The sequence below is a fragment of the Roseomonas sp. TF40 genome, from assembly GCF_057219975.1.
On record NZ_JBXVVR010000002.1, the window covers coordinates 48167 to 73774 of the forward strand.

A 25608-nucleotide genomic window follows, 5' to 3' on the forward strand; every position below is an offset into this window, starting at 1 on the left:
GTGCCCGCCCTCGCCATGTCCATCGATCCGTCCGGGATGAGCGTGCCGACTGATGCCCGCGCCGCGCAGGAAGAGCGCTGGGGGGTGCTGATGGCCGCCGCCCAGGGTGGCGATGCGCGCGCCTATGACACGCTGCTGCGTGAGGTCACGCCGCGCATCCGCAGCCTCTGCCGCAACCGCATCCGTGACGCGGCGGAGGTCGAGGATGCGGTGCAGGACGCGCTGCTGACGCTGCACGCGCTGCGCCACACCTACGACCCCGCGCGCCCCTTCGGCCCCTGGATCACCACCATCGCCACGCGCCGCGCCATCGACCGGCTGCGCCGGCATGGCCGGGCCGGCGGGCGCGAATCCAACATCGACGACCTGCCCGATTCCGCCGCCGCCGTCGCCCCGGTGGCGGAGGAGCGCCTCGCCGCGCGCAACCTGCGGGACGCGGTCTCCGAACTCCCGGAGAGCCAGCGCACCGCGCTGCGCCTCGCCAAGCTCGAGGATCTGTCCCTGGCCGAGGCCTCGGCCCGGTCAGGATTGAGCGTGGGCGCGCTGAAGGTCGCCACCCACCGTGCCATGCAGTCGCTGCGCCGCCGCTTCGGCGCGAGCGAATAGGAGAGCGAGATGCGGACCGATGATCTGATCGCCCGCCTGTCCACCGGCCTGAAGCCGGTGAAGCGCGTGACGCCGCCGATGCTGGCCGCGCTGGGCTGGCTGGCGATGGCGCTGGCGGTGGTGAGCCTGGGCGTGGCCGTCTCCGGCTTCCGCCACGACATCGAGCACCGGCTGATGCTGATGCATGAGCAGGTGAACCTCATCGCCGCGCTGCTGACCGGCACGGCGGCGGCCATCGCGGCCTTCCACCTCGCCCTGCCGGACCGCAGCCCGCGCTGGGCGCTGCTGCCGCTGCCTTTCGGCGCCTTCTGGGTCTCGGGGCTGGGCTGGGGCTGTGTCGCGGAATTCGTCGAACAGGGCTGGCCGGCGCTGGGCACCAGCTTCGGCTGCATGCGCTTCATCATCGGCTTCGGCGTGCCGCTGACCCTGGCGATGTTGTGGATGACGCGCCACGCCGCGCCGATCCGCCCCACGCCGGTCGCCGCCCTGGCGGGGCTGGCGGCGGCCTCCATCGCCTCGGTCGGGCTGTCGCTCGTGCACCACCTGGACGCGGCCGCGATGGTGCTGATCTGGCATGGCGGGTCGGTGCTGCTGGTGATGGCGCTTTCGAAGCGCTGGGGCGCGCGGGCGATGCGCGCCGTCGGCCCGTAGCGCAGCAGGTCAGATCCCGCCGCCATCCACCACGAAATACTGCGCCGTCACCATCCGGCTGTCCTCGGCGGCAAGCCAGAGCGCCATGCGCGCGATGTCATCCGCCATCACCTTGCGCTTGAGGCATTGCTTGTCGAGGTGCCGCGCCGTGGCCTCGGGCGTGGCCCAGAGCGCCTCCTGCCGCGGGGTGAAGACCCAGCCGGGCACGATCTCGTTCACCCGGATGCCATCCCCGCCGAGGTCGCGCGCCAGGCCGCGCGTCAGCCCGCGCACGGCGGATTTCGCCGCCGTATAGGCCGGCATGCCGCCCTGCGCGCCCATCCAGCTCACGCTGCCCATGTTGATGATGCTGCCCGCCTTGGCCGCGCGCATCGCGGGTGCGACGGCCTGGGCGCAGAAGAACATGTGGCGGAGATTGGTGGCGAAGCGCTCGTCCCAATACTCGGGCTCCACCGTCTCGAGCCCGTGGCGGTCGTCGCGCGCGGCGTTGTTCACCAGCACCTGCACGGGGCCGAGCGCGGCGATGGCCTTGTCGATGGCGTCGCGCAGCGCCGGGATGTCGCGCAGATCGCAGGGCAGGAAGAGCGCCCCGGCCTCCGCCGCGACGCGCCTGCCCGATTCGGCATCGAAATCGAGGAAGGCGACGCGCGCGCCCTGCCGCGCGAATTGCGCCACCAGCTCGGCGCCGATGCCGCTCGCGCCCCCGGTGATCAGCACCACCTTGCCGGCGAGGGAGGGGTAGCGGGCGAATTCATGCATGGCGGGCCTATCCCTGGTCGCGCGGCAGCAGCGGCTGCGGGTCGAGCCAGACCTGATACCAGCTCAGCGAGAAATGCAGGTGCGGGCCCGTGACACGGCCCGTGGCCCCCATCAGCGCGATGCGCTGGCCGCTCGCCACGCTCTCGCCTTCCGCCACAAGCCGCTGGCTGAGATGGGCGTAGAGCGTGTTCACCCCATGCCCGTGGTCGATCACCAGGATCTGCCCGAAGAAGAAGAAATCGCCCGAGAGCGTCACGCGGCCCGCGAGGCTCGCCTGGATCGGCGTGCCCACGGGGGCGGCGACGTCCAGCCCGTAATGCGGCTGGCGCGGCTGGCCGTTCAGCACGCGCTGGCTGCCGAAGATGCCGCTGATGCGACCTCTTGCTGGCCACACCAGGGCTTCGGCGAAATGCGGCAGCGCGCTGTCCGCGGCGCGCGCCTGGCCCAGCCGCTCGCGCTCGGCATTTATGCGGCGCAGCGCCTCGGCATCGGGCGTCACCTGGGCGGGGGGCAGGCCGGAGATGGCCTGCACATCCCATTGCCGCCGCGCGACGGTCAGCGCCTGCGTCTCGACCCGCCCGCCGGGATGGGTGGTGGTGAGGGTGGCGGCGGCGCCATGGTCGCGCCCGAAGCCGAAGGCGAAGCGCCCCTCGGGTGAGACGCGCAGGTTGCGCCCATCCAGCGCCACGCGCGCGCCCGGCGGAACCTGGCCGCGCAGCAGCGCGCCTTGGGTGGGGGCGACATCGAGCGTCGCCGCGCTGGCCTGGCGGGCCAGCAGAAGGGCGGGGGCAGCAAGCAGGAGGCGTCGCGCGATCACAGCAAGGTCTCCTGCGCTGGCGGCGTGGGTTTGCGCGGGCGCCTCTCGCCCTCCGCCGTCGCGACGACGGCGCCATCGGCGAAGGCGATGGAGAGCTTCGCGCCCGGCGCCACGGCCGCGGCCCGGGTCAGGGGCTGGCCCTCCGCGTCGCGCACCAGGGCGAAGCCGCGCGCCAGCACCGCCTGGTAGGAGCCGGCTTCGAGCCGCGCCGAGAGCCCGGCGAGCCGCGCCGCCTTCTCCCGCAGCAGGGCCGCGACCGGGGCGGGCGAGAAGGCCGCGAGTGCCCGCGCGGCGCGGCGCTTCTGCACCTCCCGCGCGAACAGCGCGATGCGCCGGCCATCCAGCAACGCCAGCGCGTGGCGGCGCGCCGCGATGCCCTCCCGCGGGTGGGGCGGAACGAGCGGGGCGAGGGCCTCCCGCCGCCCCTGCACGAAGCGCACCAGGGCGCCGGGCAGGGCCTCCCCGGCCTCGTCCAGGCGGCGACGCAGATCGGTGACGCGGGCGGGAATGTCGGGCAGGCGGCGTTCCAGCAGCAGCAGCGCGCGCTGGCTCTCCCGCACCCGGCGCAGCGCCGCGCCGCGCAGCCGCGCCTCGCGCTGGGCGAGGTCCACCAGCAGGTCGGCGCGCGCGGGCACGGCCATCTCGGCGGCGGCGGTGGGGGTGGGGGCGCGGCGATCGGCGGCGAAGTCGATCAGCGTCGTGTCCGTCTCATGCCCCACGGCGGAGATCAGCGGGATCGGGCAGGCGGCGGCGGCGCGCACCACGATCTCCTCGTTGAAGGCCATCAGGTCTTCCAGGCTGCCGCCGCCGCGCGCGACGATCAGCACGTCGGGGCGCGGGATCGGGCCCTCGGGCGGCAGGCGGCCGAAGCCCTCGATGGCGGCAGCGATCTTCTCGGCGGCGTCCTTGCCCTGGACGGGCACGGGCCAGAGCAGGATGCGGCGCGGGAAGCGGCGCAGGATGGTGGTGCGGATGTCCTGGATCACCGCACCGGCCTCGGAGGTCACCACGCCGATGACCTGGGGCAGCATCGGCAGGGCCTTCTTCCGGCCCTCCTCGAACAGCCCTTCCTCCAGCATCTTGCGACGCAGCGCCTCGATCCGCGCGAGCAGCGCGCCCTCGCCGGCATATTCCAGCCGGTCGATGACAAGCTGGTATTTCGAGCGATCGGCATAGGTGGTGATCTTGCCCGTGGCGATCACCTCCACGCCGTTCTCGGGCTTCACCGCGAGGCGCGCGACGGCGGTCTTCCAGACCACGGCCTCGAGCTTCGCATTCTCATCCTTCAACGAAAGGTAGATGTGGCCCGAGGGATAGCGCTTGCATTCGGTGATCTCCCCCCGCACGCGGATGCGGCCGAAGCTGCTTTCGAGCGTGCGGCGCACCGCGCCGGCGATCTCGCTGACGGCGTATTCGGGAACGTTCGACGCGGGCGGGGCGGGTGTGTCCATCGGGTGAGTCTATGCTACCCGATGGCGACTTCGAAGGGGTCTTGCCGATGCGGGTTCTGGTGGTGGGCGGCGGTGGCCGCGAAGATGCGCTCTGCACCGCGATCGCGGCCTCGCCCCTGCTCACGCGGCTGTGGTGCGCGCCGGGCAATCCGGGCATCGCCCGGGTCGCGACCTGCCTGCCCATCGGGGCGGAGGACATCGCCGCGCTGGTCGCCTTCGCGCGCGAGAACGCCATCGACCTCGTGGTGGCGGGGCCCGAGGCGCCGCTGACGCTCGGCCTCGCCGATGCCTGCGCGGCCGCCGGCATCGCCTGCTTCGGGCCGAGTGCCGCGGCTGCGCGGCTGGAGGGCAGCAAGGCCTTCTGCAAGGAAGTGGCGGATGCCGCCGGCGTGCCCACCGCCGCCTGGGCGCGCTTCGACTCGGCCGATGCGGCGCGGCGATATGTGCGCGCGAAGGGCGCGCCCATCGTGGTGAAGGCCGATGGCCTCGCCGCCGGCAAGGGCGTGGTCGTCGCCGCCACCCTCGCCGAGGCCGAGTCCGCCATCGCCGACATCATGGAAAGCCGCGTGCATGGCGCGGCCGGTGCCTCCGTGGTGATCGAGGAATGCCTGCTGGGCGAGGAGATCAGCTTCTTCGCGCTCTGCGACGGCACCACCGCCCTCGCCCTCGGCGCCGCGCAGGACCACAAGCGCGTGGGCGAGGGCGACATCGGCCCCAACACCGGCGGCATGGGCGCCTATGCCCCGCCGCCCGCTTTCACCCCCGCGCTGCGGGACGAGGTGATGGACCGCTTCATCCTGCCCACGCTCGCGGAGATGCAGCGCCGCGGCGCGCCCTTCCGCGGCGTGCTCTTCGCCGGGCTGATGCTGACCGCCACGGGGCCGAAGCTGATCGAATACAACGTCCGCTTCGGCGACCCGGAATGCGAGACGCTGCTGCCGCTGCTCGACGATGACCTGCTGCCCGCGCTGCTGGCTGCCGCGCGCGGCGATCTGGCGGGCGTGGCGCTGCGCTGGCGGGCGGCGCACAGCCTGGTCGTGGTGATGGCGGCCGAGGGCTATCCCGGCACGCCGCGCCGCGGCAGCGAGATTCGTGGCCTCGCCGCCGCCGAAGCCACGCCCGGCGTGCGGATCTTCCACGCCGGCACGGCGCGGCGGGACGACGGCACGCTGGTCGCCAATGGCGGGCGCGTGCTGGCGATCTGCGGCACCGGCGCCACGCTGCAGGCCGCGCGCGACGCCGCCTATGCGGCGGTGGACGCGATCGACTGGCCCGGGGGATTCTGCCGCCGCGATATCGGCTGGCGCGCGCTTGCGCCGCGCGGCGCGGGCACGGCAGACTGAGCCCTTGCGCAGACCGGCCAGCAAGGCCGGCAAGGCGCGGGGAGGATACCTGACTCATGACATCCGTTTTCCGTCCTGGCCGCCGCCTGGCCCTCGGCCTCGGCGCCTCGCTGCTCGCCACACCCGCGCTGCGCGCGCAGACGCGCTTCCCGGACCGGCCGGTGCGGCTGCTCGTGCCCTGGGCGGCCGGCGGGCCGACCGACATCCAGATGCGCGCCCTGGCCGAGCAGGCGGCGCGGCGCCTCGGCCAGCCGGTGATCATCGAGAACAAGCCCGGTGCCGGCGGCGTGCTGGGCGCGCAGCAATTGCTGAGCGAGCGCAATGACGGCCATGTGCTCTCGCAGATGCCGATCAGCGTCTTCCGCCACCCGCAGATGGCCGCGCGCCCGCTGTTCAATCCGCTGGAGGACTTCACCTACGTCATCCACGTCACCGGCTACCTCTTCGGCACGGTGGTGCGCGCCGATGCGCCCTGGCGCACGATGGGCGAGCTGCTGGACTACGCGAAGGCGAATCCGGGGCGCGTGAACTACGGCACGCCGGGCGTGGGCACCTCGCTGCACATCACGATGGAGCAGATCGCGCTCGCGCGCGGCGGGATCGACTGGACGCATGTGCCCTTCCGCGGCTGGGCGGAGAATGCCGCCGCGCTGCTCGGCGGGCAGATCCAGGTCAGCTCGGATTCCTCGGGCTGGGCGGAGTTGGTGCGCGGCGGCCAGATGCGCCTGCTCGCCACCTGGGGGGCGGAGCGCGCGAAGCGCTTCCCGGACGCGCCGACGCTGAAGGAAAGCGGCATCGACATCGTCTCGGCCTCCCCCTATGGCCTGGCCGGGCCGAAGGGGATGAGCCCCGAGGTCGTGCGCGTGCTGCATGACGCCTTCCGCGAGGCGCTGTTCGACCCGGCGCATATCGCGGTGCTGGAACGCTTCGACATGTCGCCCTTCCATCTCGGCCCGGCCGAATACACGGCCTTCGCGCGGCGGCAATTTGCCGAGGAAGGCGAGATGATCCGCAAGCTCGGGCTGCGGCTGTAACGCCTAGATCCGCCTGGGGGCGCCGACATGCTGGTGCACCGGCATCGGCGCCTCCCAGGATTTCCGCACCGCCTCCAGCAGGTTTTCCCGAATAGGATCGAGGCGCGTGGCCACGTCGCGCGCGTCCCGCTGCAGATCCTTCGCCAGCGCATGCACCGTGCGCGCGAGCGAGCCCATGTCGATCGTCGTCGGCCGGCCATCCTCCAGCACCACGCGGCCATCGACGATCACGGTGCGCACGCCGCGCCCGCCCTCGGTGAAGACCACCTGCCGCGCCGCGCTGTTGAGCGGCAGGAAGGAGGGATCATCCAGATCGAGCAGCAGCAGATCGGCCAGCATCCCGGGCCGCAGATGCCCCAGCTGCCCTTCCAGCCCGGCCGGCCGCGCCGCGCCGAAGCAGGCCGCGCGCAGCGCATCGGCGGCGTGCGGCGGGCCGGGCATCGGGTCCGAGATGGCCGCGAGGCCGCAGAACATCTTCATCGCCTGGAACATGTTCTGCGCATCGCCGCAGGAGCAATTGTCGCAGCCGAGGCCGATATTGATGCCCGCCTCGATCATCGCGCGGAACCGCGCCACGCCGCTGCGGGTCTTGAGATTGCCCACCGGGTTGAGCGCGACATTGGTGCCGGTCTGCCCGATCAGCGCGATCTCCTCATCCGTCAGCCAGATGGAATGCGCGAGGCTGGTGCGCGGGCCGAGCAGCCCGCAATCCTGCAGGTAGCGCACCTGCGACCCGCCATGGTCCTGCAGGTGCAGCAGCCCGTGCAGCGCCATGGCGCGGCTTTCATTGATGTGGATGTAGACCGGCAGGTCCTCCGCCGCGCTGGCGGCGGCGAGATTCTCGAGCGTCGAGCGCTTGAGCCGCTCCGCCGCCGAGGGGCCGAGGCCGAAGGTGATGCGCGCATACTTCCCGCGATGCGGCTTCAGCGCCGCGACCAGCCGCGCGACGATGTCCTCGCCCGGCGGAAAGAGTGGCCCGGCGGGCCCCGAGATGCGCCACTGCTCTGATGCCGGAATCGTCTCCCGCCAGAAGGGCGTGGCGTCGAGCAGGTTCACTTCCGTGAAGTGCGGCGCAAAGACGCAGCGGATGCCGATCTCGTCATAGGCGGCCAGCACCGCCGCCATGTCGCCCTCGTCATAGGGGTGGATGCGGTCCATGTCCTGCACGGTGGTGATGCCGCTGAACAGGCACTCGACGGCGCCGATCAGCGTGCGCGCCACCAGCTCCTCCCGCGACCGGCGGGGGTAGGAGGGCGGCAGCGCGTAGAGGCCCCAGAGCTCCAGCGGAATCGCCTCGAAGGCGCCCTTCATCAGCGTGTCGTGCGAGTGGTAATGCGCGTTCATGAAGCCCGGCAGGGCGAGCCGCCCCGCGCCCGGGATCACCCGCGCCTGCTGCACCACGCCACGCAGCGGGTGATCGGCATTCGCCCGCGCGGCGCGGCCCAGCCCGGCCTCCACCGCCAGGATCCGCTGGCCCGCGATGAGGATGTCCGCGGTGGCCGGGCGGTCCGTGTCGCCATCGTGATCATAGACCAGCACGTCCTCGATCAGCAGCGCCGTCGGGGCCTCAGCCATGTCGCAATTCCTTCCGCCGTGATGCGATCGGCCCTTGCCGTATCCACGGATCCAGTTTGTGATGGGCGCGCCCGCCGGTCCAGCCCGGGGGCGTTCGGAGAATCGCGCGCGCAATGCCCAAGCTTCAGCTCACCTTCGCCTGCGGCAGCTACGACCGGACCCAGCCCCTGATGGATGGGCGGATCGCGATCGAGGGGGTGGAGCTGCAAAGCTTCCCGATGGAGCCGGAAGAATGTTTCGCGCGCGCCTTCCGCAGCCAGGATTTCGACATCACGGAGCTGTCGGGCAGCAGCCACCTGCTGACCACGGCGCGCGGCGACGCGCATTACCTGGGCATTCCCGCCTTCGTCTCGCGCGTCTTCCGCCACTCGGCCTTCTACATCCGCACCGATCGCGGCATCCGCTCGCCCGAGGATCTGCGCGGCAAGCGGATCGGCCTGCCGGAATACCAGATGACCGCCTGCGTCTGGGCGCGCGGCCTGCTCTCCGACGAATACGGCGTGAAGGCCGAGGAAGTGCATTGGCGCAATGGCGGGCAGGAACAGCCCGGCCGCACCGAGCGCACGCCCATCACCCTGCCGCCGCATATCGACCTGCAATCCATCCCCCCCGGCAAGACGCTCTCGGGCATGCTCGAGGCGGGCGAGCTGGACGCGCTGATCACCGCGCGCGCGCCCTCCTGCTTCGTGCGCGGCGCGCCGAATATCGGCCGGCTCTTTCCGGATTTCCGCACGGCGGAGGAAGCCTATTACCGCAAGACCGGTCTCTTCCCGATCATGCATCTGATCGGCATCCGCCGCTCGCTGGTGGAACGCCACCCCTGGCTGGCGGCGAGCGTGCAGAAGGCCTTCGAGGAAGCCCGCGCGCTGGCGTTGCAGCAGCTGCGCCATGTCGGCACGCTGGCGGTCATGCTGCCCTGGATGGTCGATGACCTGAAGCGCGCGGAAGCGGTGATGGGCCCCGATCTCTGGCGCTACGGCTTCGGGGCCAACAAGCCCGAACTCGATGCCATGGTGCGCTGGGCGCATGAGCAGGGGCTGACCGACCGGCGCATGGATGCGGCCGAGATGTTCGCCCCCGCCACCCGCGACATGTCGCGGATCTGAACCACGGAAGAAGGGCGCGCAGACGCCCGGCACGTCACTCGGCCACGGAGAGATTCGCAACAACCCGAAGGTAGCAGCACCATGAGCATGTCCCTCACCCGTCGCGGCTTCGCCGGCCTGGCCGGCGCCGCGCTTGCCTCGCCCGCGCTCGCGCAGGGGCGCTTCCCGATGCGCGACCTCACCTGGCTGATCTACCAGTCGCCGGGCGGCTCCATCGACGTGACCACGCGCATGATCCAGCCCTTCCTGGAGGCGCGCGGCTTCAAGTCGCAGCTCGAATACGCCACCGGCGCGGGCGGGCGCGTGGCGCGCACCAAGCTCTTCACCAACCGCCCCGATGGCTACACCATCATGACCGAGGTCGCCCCCGGCGTGTCGGTGGACACCGCGCTGTTCGAGGTGCCCTACACGGCGCGCGACTTCGCGCCGATCTATGGCTGGCAGTCCACCGGCGGGCAGCTCAACGTGCAGAAGAACAGCCCGATCCGCACCATGGCGGATTTCGTGGCGGAGTGCCGCCGCCGGCGCGTCGTGGTCGGCTCCATCGGGCGCGGGGGCGCGCATCACCTGCAGCTGCTGGCGATGCGCCGCGACCTCGGCATCCCCTTCGACATCGCGCATTTCAACGGCTCCAGCGCGGCCTATGCGCAGGTGATCGGCGGGCATATCGATGCCTCGATCGGCGGCCCGGCCTCGGGCTCGCGCGCGCTCGACAATCTGCACATCATCGGCGTCTTCGAACCCACGCGCGCGCGCGCCCTGCCGGATCATCCGACGGTGGCGGAACAGGGGCTGAACGTGCAGCTCGTGGCCCAGCTCTTCTTCTGCTCGATCCGCGCGGCCGTGCCGGCGGATCGCCGCGCCGCCCTGACCACCGCCTTCCGCGAGGCCTTCCGCGAGGCCGAGCTGGTGTCGCGCCTGGAACGGCAGGGCGAATTCCCCGTGCTGCTCGAGCCCGAACGCATCACCGAGATCCTGCGCGCCGAAACCGCCCTGGTCACCGCCTTCCGCGACGAACTCAGGGCGTGATCCGAACCCGTCTGCCCGGCGCGGCCTTCGCCGCGCTGCTGCTGGTGGTGCTGGCCTATGTCGCGTGGAAGGGGCTGCGCACGCCGGGCGTGGCGGGGCTGTTCCCCGCCGTGGTCGGCGTGGTGGGCGGGCTCGCCGCGCTGGTGAACCTGGTGCAGGTGCTGCGCGGCCATGATGCGGGTGCCGAGGATCCGGCGACGGCCGGGGCGGATGCCGCTTGGCTCGCCGGCCTCTCGCTCGGCGTGCCGGTGGCCTATGCGGTGCTGCTCTGGGCCTTCGGCTTCTGGATCGCCTCGGCCGCGGTGCTGCTGGCGCTGCCCTGGCTGCTCGGCTACCGGCGGCCGGTCATCGTGCTCGCCGTCTGCGCCGGCACGCTGCTCGCCGTCGATCTCGTCTTCGTCGAGATCTTCGACATGCGCCTGCCGCGCGGCCTGCTGATCGAGCGCCTGCTCGACCAGGGGGAGGAGTGATGCTCGACAATCTGATGCTCGGCCTGCGCGTGGCGCTGGAATGGGAGCATCTGCTCTTCATGCTGCTCGGCACCATCGGCGGCATGTGGGTGGGCGTGATCCCGGGGCTGGGGCCGATCACCGCCATGGCGCTGCTGATCCCCTTCACCTTCACCATGGAACCGCTGGCCGCGCTGCTGATGCTGGCCTCGATCTCGGCCGCGGCGAATTGCTCGGGCTCCTTCACCTCCATCCTGCTCAACGTGCCGGGCGAGACCACCGCCGCCGCCACCTGCTTCGACGGCTACCCGATGGCCCGCCAGGGCCGCGCGCGCGTGGCCATCGGCCTGTCCATCGGCGCCAGCCTGTTCGGCGCGCTGGCCGGCATGCTCGCGGTGATGGCGCTGACGGAACCGCTGCTGGTGCTGGCAAAGGCCTTCAGCCCGGCGGAGTATTTCGCGCTCGCCATGCTCGGCCTCGCCGTGGTCGCGATGCTGAGCCGCGAGGCGCCGGTGAAGGGCGTGATGATGGCGGCGCTCGGCCTGTGCCTCTCCTTCGTCGGCGTGGACAGCGTGATGGGCGAGGCGCGCTTCGCCTTCGGCATCCTCGAACTGCAGTCGGGCATCGGCCTCGTGCCCGTCACCGTCGGGCTTTTCGCGATCTCCGAGATCATCGGCTGGATCGTGACGCGGGAGGCAGTGGCGCGCATGGGCGCGCTCACGGGCAGCGTCTGGCAGGGGCTGGTGGACACCTTCCGCTACCCCGTCGCGCTGGTGCGCTCCACCGTGGTGGGCATCGGCATCGGCATCACGCCGGGCGTGGGCGCCGTGGCGGCGAGCTTCCTGTCCTACGCCATCGAGAAACGATCCTCCCGCACCCCCGAACGCTTCGGCGAGGGCGCGCCAGAGGGCGTGATCGCGCCCGAGGCGGCGAACAACAGCGCGGTGTGCGCGAGCCTCGTGCCCGCGCTCACGCTCGGCATTCCCGGGGGCGCGACCTCGGCGCTGCTGCTGGTCGCACTCACCGTGCATGGGCTGCGGCCAGGCACCATGCTGTTCACGACGCAGCCCGACCTGATCTGGGGCTTCTTCGTCGGCCTGATGATCGGCGCGCTGATGTTCGCGGCGATGGGCATGCTGATGACCAACCTCTTCGCCCGCGTCACGCTGGTGCGGGCGGAGATCCTCGCGCCGGTCTTCCTGGTGATCTCCTTCGCCGGCGTCTATGCGCAGGACCAGCGGCTGTTCGATGTCTTCCTCGCGCTGTTCTTCGGCATCCTCGGCTATCTCGCGCGGCGCTTCGGCTATCCGGTGGTGCCGCTGGTGATCGGGCTTGTGCTCGGCACGCTGGCCGAGACCTCCTTCCACCAGGGGCTGACCATCGCGGGCGGCGACGTGGTGGCGATGCTCACGCGGCCCGGCACGGCGGGGCTGCTGGCGGGTGCGGTGCTGCTGCTCGGTTGGACATTCCTCGGCGAGTTGCGGCGCAAGCGATGAGCGGCGCGCGGCTCGAGGATCTGCCGCTGCTCACCGGCGCGGGGCGCTTCTTCGCGGATGCGCCGGCGCCGCCGGGCACGCTGCACCTGGTGTTCCATCGCGCGCCGCATGCCCATGCGCGCATCCTCGGCATCGACGCCACGGCCGCGCTCGCCATCCCCGGCGTGGTCGCGGTGCTGACCGGCGCCGATCTTCTTGCCGATGGCGTCAAGGGAATTCCCTGGGAGGTCCGCCCGCCCGGCGCGCCCGCGGACTGGCCGATCGGCGACCCGCGCGCCGCCGCGCCGCAACCCGCCATGCCGCAGGATGTGGTGCGCTTCGTGGGTGAGGCCGTGGCCGCCGTGCTGGCCGAGACACCGCACGCCGCGCGCGACGGGGCGGAGGCGCTGCTGGTGGCCTGGGAGCCCCTGCCCGCCGCTGCCACCACGGCCGAGGCCGCCGCCACGGGCGCGCCGCTCGTCTGGCCGGAACGCGCGGGCAATCGCGCCTTCACCATCACGCTCGGCGATGCGGCGGCGACGGAGGCGGCCTTCGCGCAGGCCGCGCATGTGGTGGACCTCACCCTGCAGAACCCGCGCATGGCCGGCGTGGCGCTGGAGCCGCGCGGCGCGCTGGCCACGCCCCTGCCGGAGGGGCGCCACGCGCTCTGGACTCCCGCCGGCAAGCCGCACCCCCTGCGCGACACGCTCTGCGACGCCGTGCTCGGCTGGCCGCGCGACAGGCTGCGCGTGCAGGTCGGCCAGATCGGCGGCGGCTTCGGCGTGAAGAACGTGCTCTATCCGGAGCAGGTGGTGACGCTCTGGGCCAGTGCGAAGCTGCAACGGCCGGTGCGCTGGGCGGCCGATCGCTCGGAGAGCTTCCTCGCCGACATCCAAGGCCGCGACCAGGTGAACCGGGCCGCGCTCGCGCTGGATGAAGGCGGCAAGATCCTCGCGCTGCGGCTGCACTCGCTGGCGGGGCTGGGCGCCTATCTCGCGCCGCGCGGCGTGGTGCCGCCGCTGCACGGGCTCAAGATCCTCGCCGGTGGCTATCGCCTTCCGGTTGCGCATGCGGTGGTCGAGGGCATTCACAGCCACGCCGTGCCCACCTGCAGCTTCCGCGGCGCCGGCCAGCCCGAGATCCTCTATGTCGTCGAGCGGTTGATGGAGGAAGCCGCCACCCGGCTCGGCCTCGACCCCGCCGAGCTGCGCGCGCGCAACCTGCTGCCTGCCGAGGCGCTTCCGACGAAGACGGTCGCCGGCGCGACCTATGATGCGATGGACCTGCCCGCCATGTTGGACCAGGCCCTGCGCGCCGCCGATCGTGATGGCTTCGCCGCGCGCCGTGTGGCCGCGGAGTCGCGTGGCAAACGGCTCGGCTTCGGGATCTCCGTCTGCGTCGAGGCCTGCGGATTCGGCTTCGCCGAGGGAGCCGAGTTGCGCGTTGGCCCGGATGGCACCGTGACCCTGCTGATCGGCACGCAATCCTCCGGCCAGGGCCATGCGACGAGCTATGCGCGCCTCGTGGCCGCGGCACTCGGCCTCGCGCCGGAGCAGGTGCGGCTCCTGCAGGGCGACACCGATGCGATCGCGACCGGCAACGGCACCGGCGCCTGCCGTTCGCTGACGGTCGGCGGCAGCGCCGCGCATCTCGCCGCCCTTGCCGTCGAGGAGAAGGCGCGCGCCGCCGCCGCCGCGCGCTTCGAGGTCGATGCCGCCGATGTGGTGCGCGAAGGCAGCGACTACCTCGTCACCGGCACGGACCGGCGCGTCGCCTTCGCGACCCTGGCCGCCGAGGGCGGGCTGGATGCCGAAGCCCGCTTCGCCCCGCGCGACTACACCTACCCCGCCGGCGTGCACATCGCCGAGGTCGAGATCGATCCCGAAACGGGCGTCGCGAGGCTGACGCGCTACACCGGCGTGCATGATGTCGGCCGCGCGGTGTCGCCGCGCATCGTGGTGGGGCAGTTGCAGGGCGGCGTGGCGCTCGGCATCGGCCAGGCGCTCGGCGAGCATGTGCACCACGATGCCGAAGGCCAGATGCTGACGGCGAGCCTGATGGACTACCGCGCGCTGCGCGCCGATGACCTGCCGGCGCTGGAGATCGCGCTGACCGGCGCGCCGACCGCGCTGAACCCGATCGGCGCGAAGAGCGTGGGCGAGGCCGGGCCCGTTGCCGCCCCGCCCGCGATCCTGCACGCCGCGCTGGATGCGCTGCGCCCGCTCGGCGTGGCGCGGCTCGACATGCCGCTGACGCCGGCGCGGCTATGGGCCGCGATCAACGGAAGATCGTAACCCCGCAATTCGCTTCCATCCAGCGGCCGAAACGGAACTTCATCTCCGGCCCGTCGATGGGCGGGGCCTCGATCTTGTGGCCCAGCGCCTCGACCTCCAGCACCCACAGGCCGTGGCCGGGCGCGCGGATCTCCTCCAGCCCGGCCACCAGATCCTGCACCGTCTCGAACTGCCCGGTGCGCGCCACGCCCAGCGCGCGCGCCATCGCCGGGTAGTCGTTGCGCGCGGCATTCGGCAGCGCGGCATCGAAGGTGGAGCCATAGGCGCGGTTGGACACCACGAAATGCTTGAGGTTCGGCAGGTCGAGCCCGCGCTCCACCATCAGCGTGCCGGGATTCATCACCAGCGCGCCATCGCCGTTCAGCACCCACACATCGCGGCCCGGCACGCCCATCGCGATGCCCGCGCCGAAGAGCGGGGCGAGCGACATCGAGGCCTCGAGATAGAAGACGTTGTCGCGCTCGCCGGTCAGGCCCCACCACATCTCGCTGGCATTGCCGGCGGAGAGGATCACGATCTCCTCGCGCCGTGCTGCGATCAACGCGCGGAAGGCGGCTTCCATGCTCATCGTCATCTCAATCGGCCCCCTTCAGCATGGCGCGCGGCAGGCCAATGACCACGGGCCGCGCGACGGTGTGCGAATGGCGGATGGCGCGGCCGATCTCGGGCAAATCGGCGCGGCCCTTCAGCTCGATGAAGGGCATCGCCATGGCGGCGATGATCGGGCGCAGATAGAGCCCGTTCGAGACATGGTATTTCGCCTTGTCGCCGATGTCGCCGCGCAGCGTGATGAAGATCGGCAGCGGGATCTGGTAGGTGTAGTTGATCTTGGTGATGGCATAGACGCAGGTGAGGAAGCCGCTCGCCCCCATCAGCGCCGCCGCCTTCGTGCCGGCGAAGAAGGCGCCGGAGCACAGGCCGATCGCGCTTTCCTCGCGGTTCACCGGCACATGGCGGAAGCGCGGATCGGCGTCGCAGCGCGCGATCAGCCCCGCGATCCAGCCATCCGGCAGGCTCGCCACCAGCGAGACACCCGCGCGTGCCACCTCATCGAGGATCTCGGCCGAGAGGTCTGCCGACTCACCCGCCATCATCTTCTCCTTGCACATCGAATGCCGGCACGTCGAGGCCGGGCAGGCTCAGCGCATCGGCGGCGAGGCAGATGTCCTGCGCCGCATTGCCGAGCGACTTGAACAGCGTGATCTCCTGCGCATCGCGCCGCCCGCGCAGATCGCCCGCCAGCGCCGCGCCGATATCGCCGAGCACGCGCGCGCGGTCCAGCGCGCCACTCGCCAGCGGCTGCACCAGATCGCCGGCGCGGGCGAGGCAGGCGGCGGTGCTGTCGCACCACACCAGCGCGCGGCGCGCGAGGTCGTCATCCGCCTCGCGCGTGTCGGGCCGGAAGGCGCCGCCGAGATTCACATGCGTGCCCGGCCGCAGCGCCGCGCCGGGAAACACGGGCGTGGCGGCATTGGTGACGGTGGTGACGATGTCGGCTGCCGCCACGCAGGCGGGATCGGCGCTGACCTCGGCCGCGATTCCGTCCGCGCTGAGTTGCGCGGCCAGCGCCTCCGCGCGCGCCTGCGTGCGGCTGACGATCACCGTGCGCGTGAGGGGCCGCACCTGCGCCACCAGCCGCGCGCAGGGCCCGGCGAGGCGTCCCGCGCCGAACACCACATGCACACGGCTGTCTTCCCGCGCGAGCAGCCGCGTGGCCGCCGCGATGCCGCCGCCGGTGCGCCAATCCGTCAGGTAATCCGCCGAGAGCAGGCCGAGCGGCGCGAGGGTCTCCGTATCGAAAAGCAGCACCATCGCGGTGCTCGCCGCGGCGCGCGTGGCGATCACCTTCAGCCCGAAGACGCGGCCCGGCAGGTAGCCCGGCATGGCGAAGACCACGCCGAGCCCGTCGGGGCGCGCGATCTCCGAGCGCACGGGCACCAGGATCTCGCCGCGCGCCAGCGCGATGAAGGCGCGCGCACTGCTCTCCACCGCCATCTCGGGGGTGAGGAGCCGGCGCAGCGCCGCTTCGGAGAGCAGTTTCACGCTTCCCTCAATGCGCCGCGAGCAGCGTGCCGAGGCCGTTCAGGTGGGTCTCGTTGCCGGCAAGCCGCAGCGCCTTCCACAGCAGCACGAGGTTCGAGCTCAGCACCGGGATGCCGAGTTCGCGTTCCAGCGCGGCGATGGAGCCGAAACTCGGCAGGTCGGTGGCGAGCAGCACCAGCGCCTGCGCGCCCTGCCGCGCGATGCCGCGCGCGAAGGCCTCCAGCCGCGCGGTGCGCACCTCGGGCACGTCGCGCATCGCGAGGATGTCGAGCGTGGCGTGGCCGGTGAGGTGCAGCCCCTCCTGCGCGAAGAAAGGGGGCGCAAGCGCATGGATCGCCGCCGGATAGGGCGTGCCGAGCGCGATGCGGCTCGCCCCCAGCGCGGTCAACGCATCGCGCATCGCGCTCCAGGCGGAGGCGCAGGCGGCCCCCGTCTGCTGCGCCACCGCCTGCGTGCGCTGCGCGTTCCAGCCCGGCTCCATGATGAAGCTCGTGACCATGTCGGCCAGCAGGATCACATCGACGCCCGTGGCGGCGAGTTCCTCCACCGCGCGGTCCATCGCGCCCTCCATGCGGCGCACCGCCTCGGGCGTCAGGTCGCCCTTGGCGAGGATGCGCGTGGCGTAGAGCGCCACGCCCGGCGGCAGGGCGGACCAGAATTCCGGCTCGATCACCGAGTTGTTCGCCGGCACGACCAGGCCGATGCGTCCCGCCGGGCCGAATTGCAACGGGGGGGACGAGGAGCTCAAGCCGGCGACCTTGTTCTGGATCCAAGAATCCAATACAGGACCGATAAGGCGCGGGCGTCAAGCAGCGCGCAGGAGGCCCGCCGCATGCCGAGCGAATCCGCACAGGACCTGTGCACGCAATTCCTGCGCCAGGAGATCCTGAACGGCCGCCTGCGTCCCGGCGAACGCATCCGCCCCGAAGCCGTCGCGCAGCATCTCGGGCTGAGCCGCATGCCGGTGCGCGAGGCGCTGCGCCAGCTCGACGCCGAGGGGCTGGTCACGCTGCGGCCCAATCGCGGCGCGGTGGTCACGCAGCTCGACCAGGGCTCCCTCGCCGAGATCTTCGAGATGCGCGCCGTGCTCGAGGGAGTCTGCGCGCGCCATGCCGCGGGCCGCGCCGGCCCCGCCGATGTCGAGGAGCTGGATGCGCTGGTCCAGGCGATGCGCAGCGTGCTGGTCGATCCCGCGCGCTGGGTCGAGCGGCATGAGCGTTTCCATGACCGGCTCTGCGAGCTTGGCGGCCGGCCGCGCATCGCGGGGGAGGCACGGCGGCTGCGGCTGCTGCTGCGCCCGGCGCTGGGCAGCTTCGCCGCGCAGCACCGCGACCCGGAGACGCTCGGCCATGAGCATGACGTGATCGTGGATGCGCTGCGCGACCGCGACGGCGCGCGGGCCGAGCAGCTGGTCATCGCGCATGTCAACGCCAATGCCGCGCATGTGCTGGGCCATCGCACGCCCGCGCGGCCGCGCCGCGCCGTCGCGCGACAGGGCTGAGCCTTGTTCGACACGCTGGTCCGTGGCGGCCTGATCGGCACCCCGGAGGGCCTGAAGGCGGCGGACCTCGCGCTGCAGGCAGGCCGTGTCGCCGCTTGGCTCGCCCCCGGCGAGGCCGCCGTGGCGCGGGCGACGATCGACGCCACGGGCCTCGTCGTCCTGCCCGGCCTCGTCGATGCGCATGTGCATTTCCGCGACCCCGGGCTGACGCACAAGGAGGATTTCGGCTCCGGCAGCGCCGCCGCGGCGATGGGCGGCGTGACCACGGCGCTGGTCATGCCCACCGACCTGCCACCCACCTTCACCGCCGCCGACTGGCACGCCAAGGCCGCACTGGTGCCGGGGCGCGCGCATGTCGATATCGGCCTGCAGGCGGCGGCGACGGAAGCCACGCATGTCGCCGAACTCGCCGCGGCCGGCGCCGTCTCCCTCGAGGTCTTCCTGGGCGACATGCCGCCCGCGCTGCTGCTGCGCGAGGACACGACGCTGCGCGCGGTGATGCGCGCCTGCCGCACCGCGGGAATCGTGCTCGGCGTCACCCCCGCGGATGACGGCGTGATCGCGGAGGCCGAGGCGCGGCTGCGCCGGCCGGGTGGCGACCCGCTGGATTTCTTCGCCTCCCGTCCCCCCTCGAGCGAGGCGAAGGGTACGCGCCGCGCCCTGGAAGCCGCGGCGGAGACAGGTGTGGCGCTGCATCTGCGCCAGATCAGCTGCGTGGAATCGCTCGCGCTGGTGCAGCAGGCGCAGGGCCTCGACCTCAGCGCCGAGACCACGCCGCACTACCTGCTGCTGGAAGCGGCGGAGATCCGCCGCCAGGGCCCCTGGGCGAAGATCCTGCCGCCGTTGCGCGGCCCGGCCGACCAGGACGCGCTCTGGGCGGCGCTGCGCCCCGGCGGCGGGATCAGCCTGATCGCGACCGACCACGCGCCGCACACAAGGGCCGAGAAGCAGCCGGGCGAGGCGGATATCTGGGCCGCGCCGGGCGGCTTCCCGGGCGTGCAGACCCTGCTGCCGCTGCTGCTCGACTCCGTGGCGCAGGGGCGCCTCGGCTGGGGCGACCTCGTGCGCCTGACCAGTGCGGGGCCGGCGCGGCGCTTCGGCCTGGCCGGCAAGGGCAGCCTCGCGGTCGGCGCCGATGCCGATTTCGTGCTGGTGGACCCGCAGCGGCGCGGCGAGATCACCGACGCGCAGCAGATGAGCCGCGCCGGGCGCACGCCCTTCGCGGGACGTGGCGTCACCGGCTGGCCGATCGGCACCTGGCTGCGCGGCGCGCAGATCGCGGATGCGGCCGGGCTGGTCGGCGCGCCGCGCGGGCGGGTGCTGCGCCGGGCGGGTCAGGCCGGTTCGGAATAGCGCAGCATCTTCTCGAGCCAGCGCGCGGCGAGCAGCCACTTCGCCTCGCGCAGCGCCTTGTGCCAGCCCCAGAGTGCGGCCATCAGCATCAGTTCGCGCACGCCCATGCCAGGTGGCAGCGCGCGCGCCCAGGTCACGCGCGAGAGCTGGATCTCCTCGATCCAATCCTCCTCGGCGTGGAAATGCCAGCCGGTGCCGAGCGGCGCCATCGCCCAATTGTCCCAGTCGATGATCGCCATCGCGCCGCGCGCATCGACCAGGATGTTCCCGCAATGCAGGTCGTCATGGAAGACGAAGCGCGGCATGGCGGCGATCTGCGCGTCGATCGCCTCGCGCCGGTCATTGATGGTCTGCGCGACCTGCTCAGGCGTCACCACATGCAGATGCGCGGCCACCTGCGGCAGCAGCTCGCCCTGCTGCAGGCGGAAGAGGTTGTCGTAGTAGACGGGGGCGATTTTGGGGCCCCGGCGCAGCCGCTCGGGCGGCACGATCGACCAGTAGCGGTAGAGCAGCTCGGCATTCGTCTCGACCCAGCGTGAGATGTCGAGCGGCACGCCATCGAAGAAGCCGTGGAAGCTGGAGGCGAAGGGGCCGTCCAGCTTCATGCCGTAATAGGGCGTGGCCATCAGCGCCGCCGCCGGCATCTGGGTGAACAGCAGGTCCTCCTGCTCCACGCGCCGCAGGTCATAGGGCTCGGTGCTGAGCACCTTCTCGACGATCGACACCTCCTCCCCACCGCGCGCCAGGGTCACGTCGTGGCGGAAGATCGCCATGGCGATCAGGCCCGGGCGCATGCGCGTGGTGCGCATCGCGGCGATGGGCTGGCCGAGCTGGGCCTCGAAATGCGAGCGCAGCCGATCGAGCGGCGCGGCTTCCTCGAACATGCGGTGGAAGAGCGGCTGGTTCGCCACGCGCCAGCTCAGCCAGGGGCGCAGATCGCCATAGGCCACATGCCCCGCCGCGACCATCAGCCGGTGCACCAGCAACGCGCTGGACCAGGCAAGGTCGGCGTTGAGCGCCTTGGCCAGCTGGTCGAGCCGGGCCGGATCGCGCAGCAGCGCCGCCCCGCCCTGGGTGGGGAAGGCGCGCGCCATCGCGGCCTCCGCCGCCGCGGCATCGCCCTGCTCCAGCGCCCGCACGGCCTGATCGAGCGCGGCGTGATCGACACTGTTCGGCAAGGCGGCTCCCATCTTCGTTCCGGCGCGACGCGGCGATGCTCCAGCACCGCGCTTTGATGGCGCTGGCCGCGCTCGCGCCATTGTGACACTCGCTTTACGATATGGGGCAGGACCGTTAAGAAAAAAAGCGTGGCTCCGCGCGCCCGGCGTGCTGCCGATCCCTGCCCGCCGTGAGGGTCTTCGCCCGTGCTCGAGATCTATCGCTGCATCTGCTACCCGCGCGCCAGCCAGTGGGACAGCGTCAACCTCGACATCGACGACGCGAACATCCTGTTCCATGTCTCGATCCGGCCGGATCGGGGCGCGCTGATCCTGACCGACATGATCGACGGCGCCTGGGGGATCGAGCGAATCCTGCCGCTCGACCCGCCGGTGCCGGAGATCCTGCCGCTGACCCTGCTGGCCGAGCCGGGGCGCGTACACCTGCTGCGCGAGGGCGCCTGGCAGGCCACCATGGCGCTGCGCAAGCCCCACCGGCCGGGGCTGCGGCTGCGCGCCTCCATGCCCGTCTTCGCGACACCCGCCTTCGGCCCCTTCGTGCCGGGCAGCCGCACCGCCTGGCTGCCGGAAGAGGGCATCGGCGCCACCGCGCTGCACGGCTTCCTCGACGCGCCGGGCTGGGCCGGCGGGCCGGCCAGGCTGCAGATCGGCGCCGCGAGCTTCCCCACCCAGGCCGAACCCGCCCCCAGCGCCGAGGGCATGCCCCAGGCCTTCCGCCTGCCCCTGCCCACCGAGGCCCAGGCCGCCCTGGCCCGCGCCAGCGCCGAGGCCCGCCAGCCCACCGCCGTGACCGTCACCTTCGAGCAGGGGCAAGAGGCGCGCGGCTGGGTCAACGCCCCCGGCCTGGTCGAGAGCATCGCGGAGGGCCGCATCACCGGCTGGCTGCGCACGCGCGGCGCCCTGCCGCGGATCGAGGTGCTGGCCGATGGCGTTGCCCTGCCCGTGGCCGCGCAGCTCGCGGGCGAGCCGCGCCTGCCCGGCGATTCGCTGATCGCCGCCGCCGATCAGGCCGCCCGGGACTCCGAGGATGACGGCTATGCGCCCTGGCGGCGCATCGCCTTCAGCCTCGACCTGCCGGCGGCGCTGCGGGCGGGCGTGGGGGTGATCGAGCTGCTCGGCAATGGCGCGCGGCTGGCCGGCGGGATCATTCCGCTCGCCCCGCCGACGCCCCTCTCGCCGCCTGCGCCCGAGGCGGCAGCCGAGGTCGCCCCGGCGGTGCATCTGGATGGCTTCGTGCTGCGCGGCGAGGTGGCGGGCCCGGCGCCCGCGCTCGGTCTGCGCTGCCAGGGCGTGGCGCTGGAGGTGGCCATCGCCTGCTGGCCGCTGGCGCCCGACCGGCACGGCTTCGCCATCGAATTGCCGGGCACGATCTGGCAGCTCCCCGATGCCGCGGCGGGCCTGGTGCTGGAGGTGACGCAGGCGGGGGATGTGTTGCCCCCCGGGCCGCTGCGCCTGACCCGCGACATGGCGCTGGCGGCGCTGGCCCGGGCGGCGGCGCGCGGCGACGCCACGCCGGAGGCGCAGGCGGAATCCCTGCTGGCGGTGGAGCATCTCGCCTTCGGGCGCTTCCGGCGCGACCTGCCGGCCGAGCCCGCCGGGGCGCTGCGCGATTTCGCCCGGAAGCTGAACCTCGCCGGCTTCCTCCAGCGCGAGGATCCGCCCGAGGGGCCCGGCCTGGCCGCGCCGCTGCCCCCGCCCGAGGACCCGACGCGCCTCGCCGTCTGGGCCGCGCTGCGCGCCGTCAGCGCCGCCATGCCGGCGGATGACGCGCCGCTGATGGACCTCGCGCTGCAGGTCGCCGCCGCGCAGGGGCTGACCGGGGCGGGGCGCGAGCATTTCTGGTTCGCCCTGGTGCCCAACCTGGCCGCGACGGACGAGTTGCCGCGCCTGGCGGAGGCCATCCCGCTCGCCACCTGGTACGGGCATGAGAACCACGGCGACGCCTGGGCGCTGAGCTCCGCCGTCGCCCTGCTGGCGGCGGGCGGCGAGGCACGGCGCGCGACGGAGGCGCTGTATCGCCTCGCGGGGTGCAAGGGCGGGTGGATCAACACCGCCTGCGTCGGCTTCGCCCTGCGCCGGATGGAGGCGCTGGCCAGTGCGGGCGAGGCGCCGGCGAGCGAGCTGGAGCGCTTCCGCTACGCCGTGCTCAGCCTGCTCGATGCCTTCAAGGGCGAGTGGTTCTCCCGCCTGCATGACCGGCACCTGGTGCAGGCCATGGTGCTGCTGCTGACGCGCCGCCCCGCCGTGCCGGACTACCTGGCGCAGGACATGGTGCGCGCGGCGCTGCGCCATTACGGCCTCGCCCCCGCCTTCTGGCAGGCCTGGGCGCGCACGCCCGCTGCCCGCGCCGAGCCGCCGCAGAGCCTGCTGCGCCAGGCACAGGCGCAGTTCCGCGCCCTGATGGCGACCATGGAGGCGCCCGGCCTGATCGACGAGCGGCTCGACCGGCTGCACCGGGCAACGCAGTTCTTCCGCCACCAGCGCAACCCCGAGGCGCTGGTCTGGCAACGGGAGCTGGCGGCCCATGCCATGCGGCCGGGCAGTGCGGCGCCGCCGCGCTGGGTGGCGCGGCTGGTGGCCGACCTCGCCGCTACCGATGCGAAGGAGGCGGTGCGCGTGCTGGCGCATCCGGGCACGCCGCCGCAGGGCGGGCTCGCCACGCTCGGCATCGATGCCAAGGGCGTGCGCGACCTGCTGCGGGAGATGCGCCCCCAGCCGCGCGGGATGGCCGATGGCGCCCAGCGCGCCTTCTGCGCCGCGCTGGCCGACGCCCCGGCGAAGGGCGCGGACCGCGCGGTGGAACTGGCGGAATTGTTGGCCGATGCGCGGCATGACCATCTCGGGCTCGACATGCTGAGCCTGCTGGCCGCGCGCGCCGCGCCGGACAGCGCGGCCGCGGTCGATCTGCTGGGCCGCTTCGGCGCGGCGGTGCTGCGCGCGCTGCCGGCGGCGGCGGGCGGGGTGCCGCCGGCGCCGCTGCTGGCGGGGCTGGCGCGGCTCGCCCGCCTGCCGCCGCACCAGGCCCCCGCCTGCCTCGGTGAGGTGCTGGAGGTTCTGGGCGGCGCCTTCACCGAACGCTATGGCGCCCCGCCCGAAGCCCTGGCCGGCCGGGTCCTGGGTGGCGGCGATCCCCGCGCCCTGGCCGGGGACGTGCTGGTCTGCGTCTATTCCTGCAACAAATACCTCGACAGCCGCGTCGCCGCGATCCGCGAGACCTGGATGCGCGACCTCGCCGCCGTGGGGGCGCGCTGCATTGTCGTGGTGGGCGATGGCGACGACCGGCTCGATGGCGACGTGCTGCGCCTTGCGGTCTCCGACGCCTATGAGGATCTGCCGGCCAAGACGTTGCGGATGGTGGCCTGGGTGGAAGCCCATACCGACGCGCAGATCCTGATCAAGATCGACGATGATTGCGCGCTGAGCGCCGCCAACTACTTCGGCAGCTTCGACTACCGCGCGCACCACTATTACGGCCGGCTGCTGGAACGCCCGGTCGGCGGCATGGACCGGGTGTGGCACCACCTGAAATCCAGCTCCGCGCGGGCGCGCAGCATCGACCGCTCGCCCGAGCCCTCGACCTATTGCGATGGCGGGGGCGTCTATGCGCTGTCACGCCATGCCATGCGCGCACTCGGCGCGGCGGCGCGCAGCGAGGCCGGGCAGGGGCTGATCGCGCGCTCCTTCATGGAGGACAAGCTGGTCGGCGACCTGCTGGCGCTGGGGGGCATCGCGCCGGCCAACACCGACTACGAAAGCTACCAGCGCCGGCGCACCTTCGGCGCCGCGCACCCGATCGGCATCTACGAGAACACCTTCTTCCCCTCGGCGCTGGCGCCGGCCAAGGTCGCGCATCTGGACCGCGAGGCCGACCAGGTGCGGGCCGCCGCGCTGGCCGGGCAGCCTCAGCTGCAGCCCAAGCGGCTCTGGCCGAGCTTCACGGCCGTCGGCACCGACTACCACGCGCACCAGCTGGAATTGCTGAGCGAGGGCGACGTGCTCGCCCGCGCCCAGGCCGAGCCCTTCGGCGTGGTGCTGGCGGCGCGCAACGAGATGACGATGCTGCCGCATCTGCTGGCGCATTACCGGGGCCTGGGCGTGCGTGCCTTCTACGCGGTGGACAATGCCTCCGACGATGGCTCGCGTGAGTGGCTGCTCGGCCAGCCCGATGTGGTGGTCTATTCGGCGGCCTCGGAATACCGCACCTCGCATTACGGGGTGACCTGGCAGCAGACGGTGCTGGGCCACCATTTCCTGGGCCGCTGGGCGGTGGTGGCGGATGCCGACGAATTCCTGATCTATCCCGGCTGGCGCAGCCGCAGGCTCGCGGATTTCATCGCCGAGGTGACGGCGGAGGGGGCGGATGCCGTGCCGCTGTGGATGGCGGACATGTACCCCTTCGGCAGCCTCGAGGAAGCCGATTTCACGGCGCAGGACCCCTTCCAGGCCGCGCCCTTCCTGGACCGGCAGCCGGTCACGCCCTACCGGCTCGCAGGCTGCTACTACAGCAACCGGGTGCAGCAGGTCAGCGCGCTGCGCCACCGGCTGCTGCCGCACAGCGAGCCGAACGGCTTCGTGGCGGAGAAGGTGGCGATGTTCCGCTACCACCCGGGGGTGCGGCTCAGCGAGGGGCTGCACAGCGCGGCCAACCTCACCGTCTGGCGGCGGCACGCGGTCTTCGCGCATTTCAAGTATCACGCGGGCTTCCGGCGGAAGATCCTCGAGGAGATCGCGCGCGGGCAGCACTACAACGGCGCGGCGGAGTACCGGCGCTACGCGGCGATGCTGGCGGAGGGCAGCGGCGGCTTCGGCCAGGGCGGGCTGTCGGTGACGCTGGGGCCGGATGGCTTCCTGGCCCCACTCAACGACGTATCATAAAAAAGATTTTGGTCCACAATTCGGCCTGATTCGATCAGCGACCGCATCCGGCCCGGATGCAGAGTCATC

Annotated in this window: 21 protein-coding genes; 12 read left to right on the top strand and 9 right to left on the bottom strand. The window is 72.5% G+C overall.

Annotated features, from left to right (window positions below; translation table 11 throughout):
• The first annotated feature begins 15 nt into the window (after positions 1-15).
• A complete protein-coding gene (locus AC2D9U_RS06335) occupies positions 16-606 on the top strand; it encodes an RNA polymerase sigma factor (protein WP_484747425.1) in 591 nt (196 codons plus the stop codon).
• A gap of 9 nt (positions 607-615) precedes the next feature.
• Complete coding sequence (locus AC2D9U_RS06340) at positions 616-1257, top strand: NrsF family protein (RefSeq protein WP_484747426.1); 642 nt, start codon at positions 616-618, stop codon at positions 1255-1257.
• Between the two features lie 9 nt (positions 1258-1266).
• Here AC2D9U_RS06340 and AC2D9U_RS06345 read toward each other — a convergent pair whose 3' ends face one another.
• Genes AC2D9U_RS06345 through xseA form a run of 3 tightly spaced genes read right to left on the bottom strand, consistent with a single transcriptional unit; the run spans position 1267 to position 4284 of the window.
• The gene (locus AC2D9U_RS06345) at positions 1267-2016 is read right to left on the bottom strand and encodes an SDR family NAD(P)-dependent oxidoreductase (protein WP_484747428.1); all 750 of its coding nucleotides are present in this window, start codon (positions 2014-2016) and stop codon (positions 1267-1269) included.
• A gap of 7 nt (positions 2017-2023) precedes the next feature.
• The gene (locus tag AC2D9U_RS06350; RefSeq protein ID WP_484747430.1) at positions 2024-2833 is read right to left on the bottom strand and encodes a M23 family metallopeptidase; all 810 of its coding nucleotides are present in this window, start codon (positions 2831-2833) and stop codon (positions 2024-2026) included.
• A complete protein-coding gene (gene xseA, locus AC2D9U_RS06355) occupies positions 2830-4284 on the bottom strand; it encodes an exodeoxyribonuclease VII large subunit (protein WP_484747432.1) in 1455 nt (484 codons plus the stop codon). The genes AC2D9U_RS06350 and xseA overlap by 4 nt, the downstream gene beginning before the upstream one ends.
• Before the next feature lie 47 nt (positions 4285-4331).
• Between xseA and purD the strand changes: the two genes are divergently transcribed.
• A complete protein-coding gene (gene purD, locus AC2D9U_RS06360; RefSeq protein WP_484747433.1) occupies positions 4332-5627 on the top strand; it encodes a phosphoribosylamine--glycine ligase in 1296 nt (431 codons plus the stop codon).
• A 56-nt stretch (positions 5628-5683) separates the two neighbouring features.
• On the top strand, positions 5684-6661 hold the full coding sequence (locus AC2D9U_RS06365; RefSeq protein WP_484747435.1) for a tripartite tricarboxylate transporter substrate binding protein: 978 nt from the start codon (positions 5684-5686) through the stop codon (positions 6659-6661).
• A 3-nt stretch (positions 6662-6664) separates the two neighbouring features.
• Here AC2D9U_RS06365 and AC2D9U_RS06370 read toward each other — a convergent pair whose 3' ends face one another.
• A complete protein-coding gene (locus AC2D9U_RS06370) occupies positions 6665-8236 on the bottom strand; it encodes an amidohydrolase family protein (RefSeq protein ID WP_484747436.1) in 1572 nt (523 codons plus the stop codon).
• 113 nt (positions 8237-8349) lie between these two features.
• Here AC2D9U_RS06370 and AC2D9U_RS06375 point away from each other — a divergent pair, with 113 nt between their 5' ends.
• The 5 genes from AC2D9U_RS06375 to AC2D9U_RS06395 all read left to right on the top strand — a co-directional run bounded on the left by AC2D9U_RS06375 (position 8350) and on the right by AC2D9U_RS06395 (position 14589).
• Complete coding sequence (locus AC2D9U_RS06375) at positions 8350-9342, top strand: substrate-binding domain-containing protein (protein ID WP_484747437.1); 993 nt, start codon at positions 8350-8352, stop codon at positions 9340-9342.
• Positions 9343-9423: 81 nt separating this feature from the next.
• Positions 9424-10371 (top strand): Bug family tripartite tricarboxylate transporter substrate binding protein, encoded by a 948-nt coding sequence (locus tag AC2D9U_RS06380; protein WP_484747439.1) that lies wholly within the window; start codon positions 9424-9426, stop codon positions 10369-10371.
• Positions 10368-10841: a tripartite tricarboxylate transporter TctB family protein gene (locus tag AC2D9U_RS06385; RefSeq protein ID WP_484747440.1), complete on the top strand. Its 474-nt coding sequence runs from the start codon at positions 10368-10370 to the stop codon at positions 10839-10841. The genes AC2D9U_RS06380 and AC2D9U_RS06385 overlap by 4 nt, the downstream gene beginning before the upstream one ends.
• Positions 10841-12316 carry a tripartite tricarboxylate transporter permease gene (locus tag AC2D9U_RS06390; RefSeq protein ID WP_484747442.1) on the top strand — a complete coding sequence of 492 codons (1476 nt, stop codon included), beginning with the start codon at positions 10841-10843 and terminating at the stop codon, positions 12314-12316. Before AC2D9U_RS06385 ends, AC2D9U_RS06390 begins: the two co-directional genes overlap by 1 nt.
• Complete coding sequence (locus AC2D9U_RS06395; protein WP_484747443.1) at positions 12313-14589, top strand: xanthine dehydrogenase family protein molybdopterin-binding subunit; 2277 nt, start codon at positions 12313-12315, stop codon at positions 14587-14589. The genes AC2D9U_RS06390 and AC2D9U_RS06395 overlap by 4 nt, the downstream gene beginning before the upstream one ends.
• On the opposite strand, the gene AC2D9U_RS06400 is transcribed toward AC2D9U_RS06395, so the two are convergent.
• The 4 genes from AC2D9U_RS06400 to AC2D9U_RS06415 are packed head-to-tail and all read right to left on the bottom strand — an operon-like array spanning position 14573 to position 17359.
• Positions 14573-15157, bottom strand: a complete 585-nt coding sequence (locus AC2D9U_RS06400; protein WP_484747444.1) for a thiamine pyrophosphate-dependent enzyme — start codon at positions 15155-15157, stop codon at positions 14573-14575. The two genes, AC2D9U_RS06395 and AC2D9U_RS06400, sit on opposite strands and share 17 nt — an antisense overlap.
• A gap of 7 nt (positions 15158-15164) precedes the next feature.
• Positions 15165-15680, bottom strand: a complete 516-nt coding sequence (locus AC2D9U_RS06405; RefSeq protein ID WP_484747446.1) for a hypothetical protein — start codon at positions 15678-15680, stop codon at positions 15165-15167.
• Complete coding sequence (locus AC2D9U_RS06410; RefSeq protein ID WP_484747448.1) at positions 15670-16632, bottom strand: ornithine cyclodeaminase family protein; 963 nt, start codon at positions 16630-16632, stop codon at positions 15670-15672. Before AC2D9U_RS06410 ends, AC2D9U_RS06405 begins: the two co-directional genes overlap by 11 nt.
• 7 nt (positions 16633-16639) lie before the next feature.
• Positions 16640-17359 (bottom strand): maleate cis-trans isomerase family protein, encoded by a 720-nt coding sequence (locus AC2D9U_RS06415; RefSeq protein WP_484747450.1) that lies wholly within the window; start codon positions 17357-17359, stop codon positions 16640-16642.
• A 105-nt stretch (positions 17360-17464) separates the two neighbouring features.
• Between AC2D9U_RS06415 and AC2D9U_RS06420 the strand changes: the two genes are divergently transcribed.
• Both AC2D9U_RS06420 and AC2D9U_RS06425 read left to right on the top strand, forming a co-directional pair.
• On the top strand, positions 17465-18133 hold the full coding sequence (locus AC2D9U_RS06420; RefSeq protein ID WP_484747451.1) for a GntR family transcriptional regulator: 669 nt from the start codon (positions 17465-17467) through the stop codon (positions 18131-18133).
• A gap of 3 nt (positions 18134-18136) precedes the next feature.
• Complete coding sequence (locus AC2D9U_RS06425; protein ID WP_484747453.1) at positions 18137-19486, top strand: dihydroorotase; 1350 nt, start codon at positions 18137-18139, stop codon at positions 19484-19486.
• On the opposite strand, the gene AC2D9U_RS06430 is transcribed toward AC2D9U_RS06425, so the two are convergent.
• Positions 19468-20664 (bottom strand): phosphotransferase, encoded by a 1197-nt coding sequence (locus AC2D9U_RS06430; protein WP_484747455.1) that lies wholly within the window; start codon positions 20662-20664, stop codon positions 19468-19470. The two genes, AC2D9U_RS06425 and AC2D9U_RS06430, sit on opposite strands and share 19 nt — an antisense overlap.
• 186 nt (positions 20665-20850) lie before the next feature.
• Between AC2D9U_RS06430 and AC2D9U_RS06435 the strand changes: the two genes are divergently transcribed.
• The gene (locus AC2D9U_RS06435) at positions 20851-25539 is read left to right on the top strand and encodes a glycosyltransferase family 2 protein (RefSeq protein WP_484747457.1); all 4689 of its coding nucleotides are present in this window, start codon (positions 20851-20853) and stop codon (positions 25537-25539) included.
• The last annotated feature ends 69 nt before the right edge of the window (positions 25540-25608 follow it).

Coding starts and splice junctions, on each gene's coding strand:
- AC2D9U_RS06335 (WP_484747425.1), top strand. CDS start 16: ATGTCCATCGATCCGTCCGGGATGAGCGTGCCGACTGATGCCCGCGCC.
- AC2D9U_RS06340 (WP_484747426.1), top strand. CDS start 616: ATGCGGACCGATGATCTGATCGCCCGCCTGTCCACCGGCCTGAAGCCG.
- AC2D9U_RS06345 (WP_484747428.1), bottom strand. CDS start 2,016: ATGCATGAATTCGCCCGCTACCCCTCCCTCGCCGGCAAGGTGGTGCTG.
- xseA (WP_484747432.1), bottom strand. CDS start 4,284: ATGGACACACCCGCCCCGCCCGCGTCGAACGTTCCCGAATACGCCGTC.
- purD (WP_484747433.1), top strand. CDS start 4,332: ATGCGGGTTCTGGTGGTGGGCGGCGGTGGCCGCGAAGATGCGCTCTGC.
- AC2D9U_RS06365 (WP_484747435.1), top strand. CDS start 5,684: ATGACATCCGTTTTCCGTCCTGGCCGCCGCCTGGCCCTCGGCCTCGGC.
- AC2D9U_RS06370 (WP_484747436.1), bottom strand. CDS start 8,236: ATGGCTGAGGCCCCGACGGCGCTGCTGATCGAGGACGTGCTGGTCTAT.
- AC2D9U_RS06375 (WP_484747437.1), top strand. CDS start 8,350: ATGCCCAAGCTTCAGCTCACCTTCGCCTGCGGCAGCTACGACCGGACC.
- AC2D9U_RS06380 (WP_484747439.1), top strand. CDS start 9,424: ATGAGCATGTCCCTCACCCGTCGCGGCTTCGCCGGCCTGGCCGGCGCC.
- AC2D9U_RS06390 (WP_484747442.1), top strand. CDS start 10,841: ATGCTCGACAATCTGATGCTCGGCCTGCGCGTGGCGCTGGAATGGGAG.
- AC2D9U_RS06395 (WP_484747443.1), top strand. CDS start 12,313: ATGAGCGGCGCGCGGCTCGAGGATCTGCCGCTGCTCACCGGCGCGGGG.
- AC2D9U_RS06400 (WP_484747444.1), bottom strand. CDS start 15,157: ATGAGCATGGAAGCCGCCTTCCGCGCGTTGATCGCAGCACGGCGCGAG.
- AC2D9U_RS06405 (WP_484747446.1), bottom strand. CDS start 15,680: ATGGCGGGTGAGTCGGCAGACCTCTCGGCCGAGATCCTCGATGAGGTG.
- AC2D9U_RS06420 (WP_484747451.1), top strand. CDS start 17,465: ATGCCGAGCGAATCCGCACAGGACCTGTGCACGCAATTCCTGCGCCAG.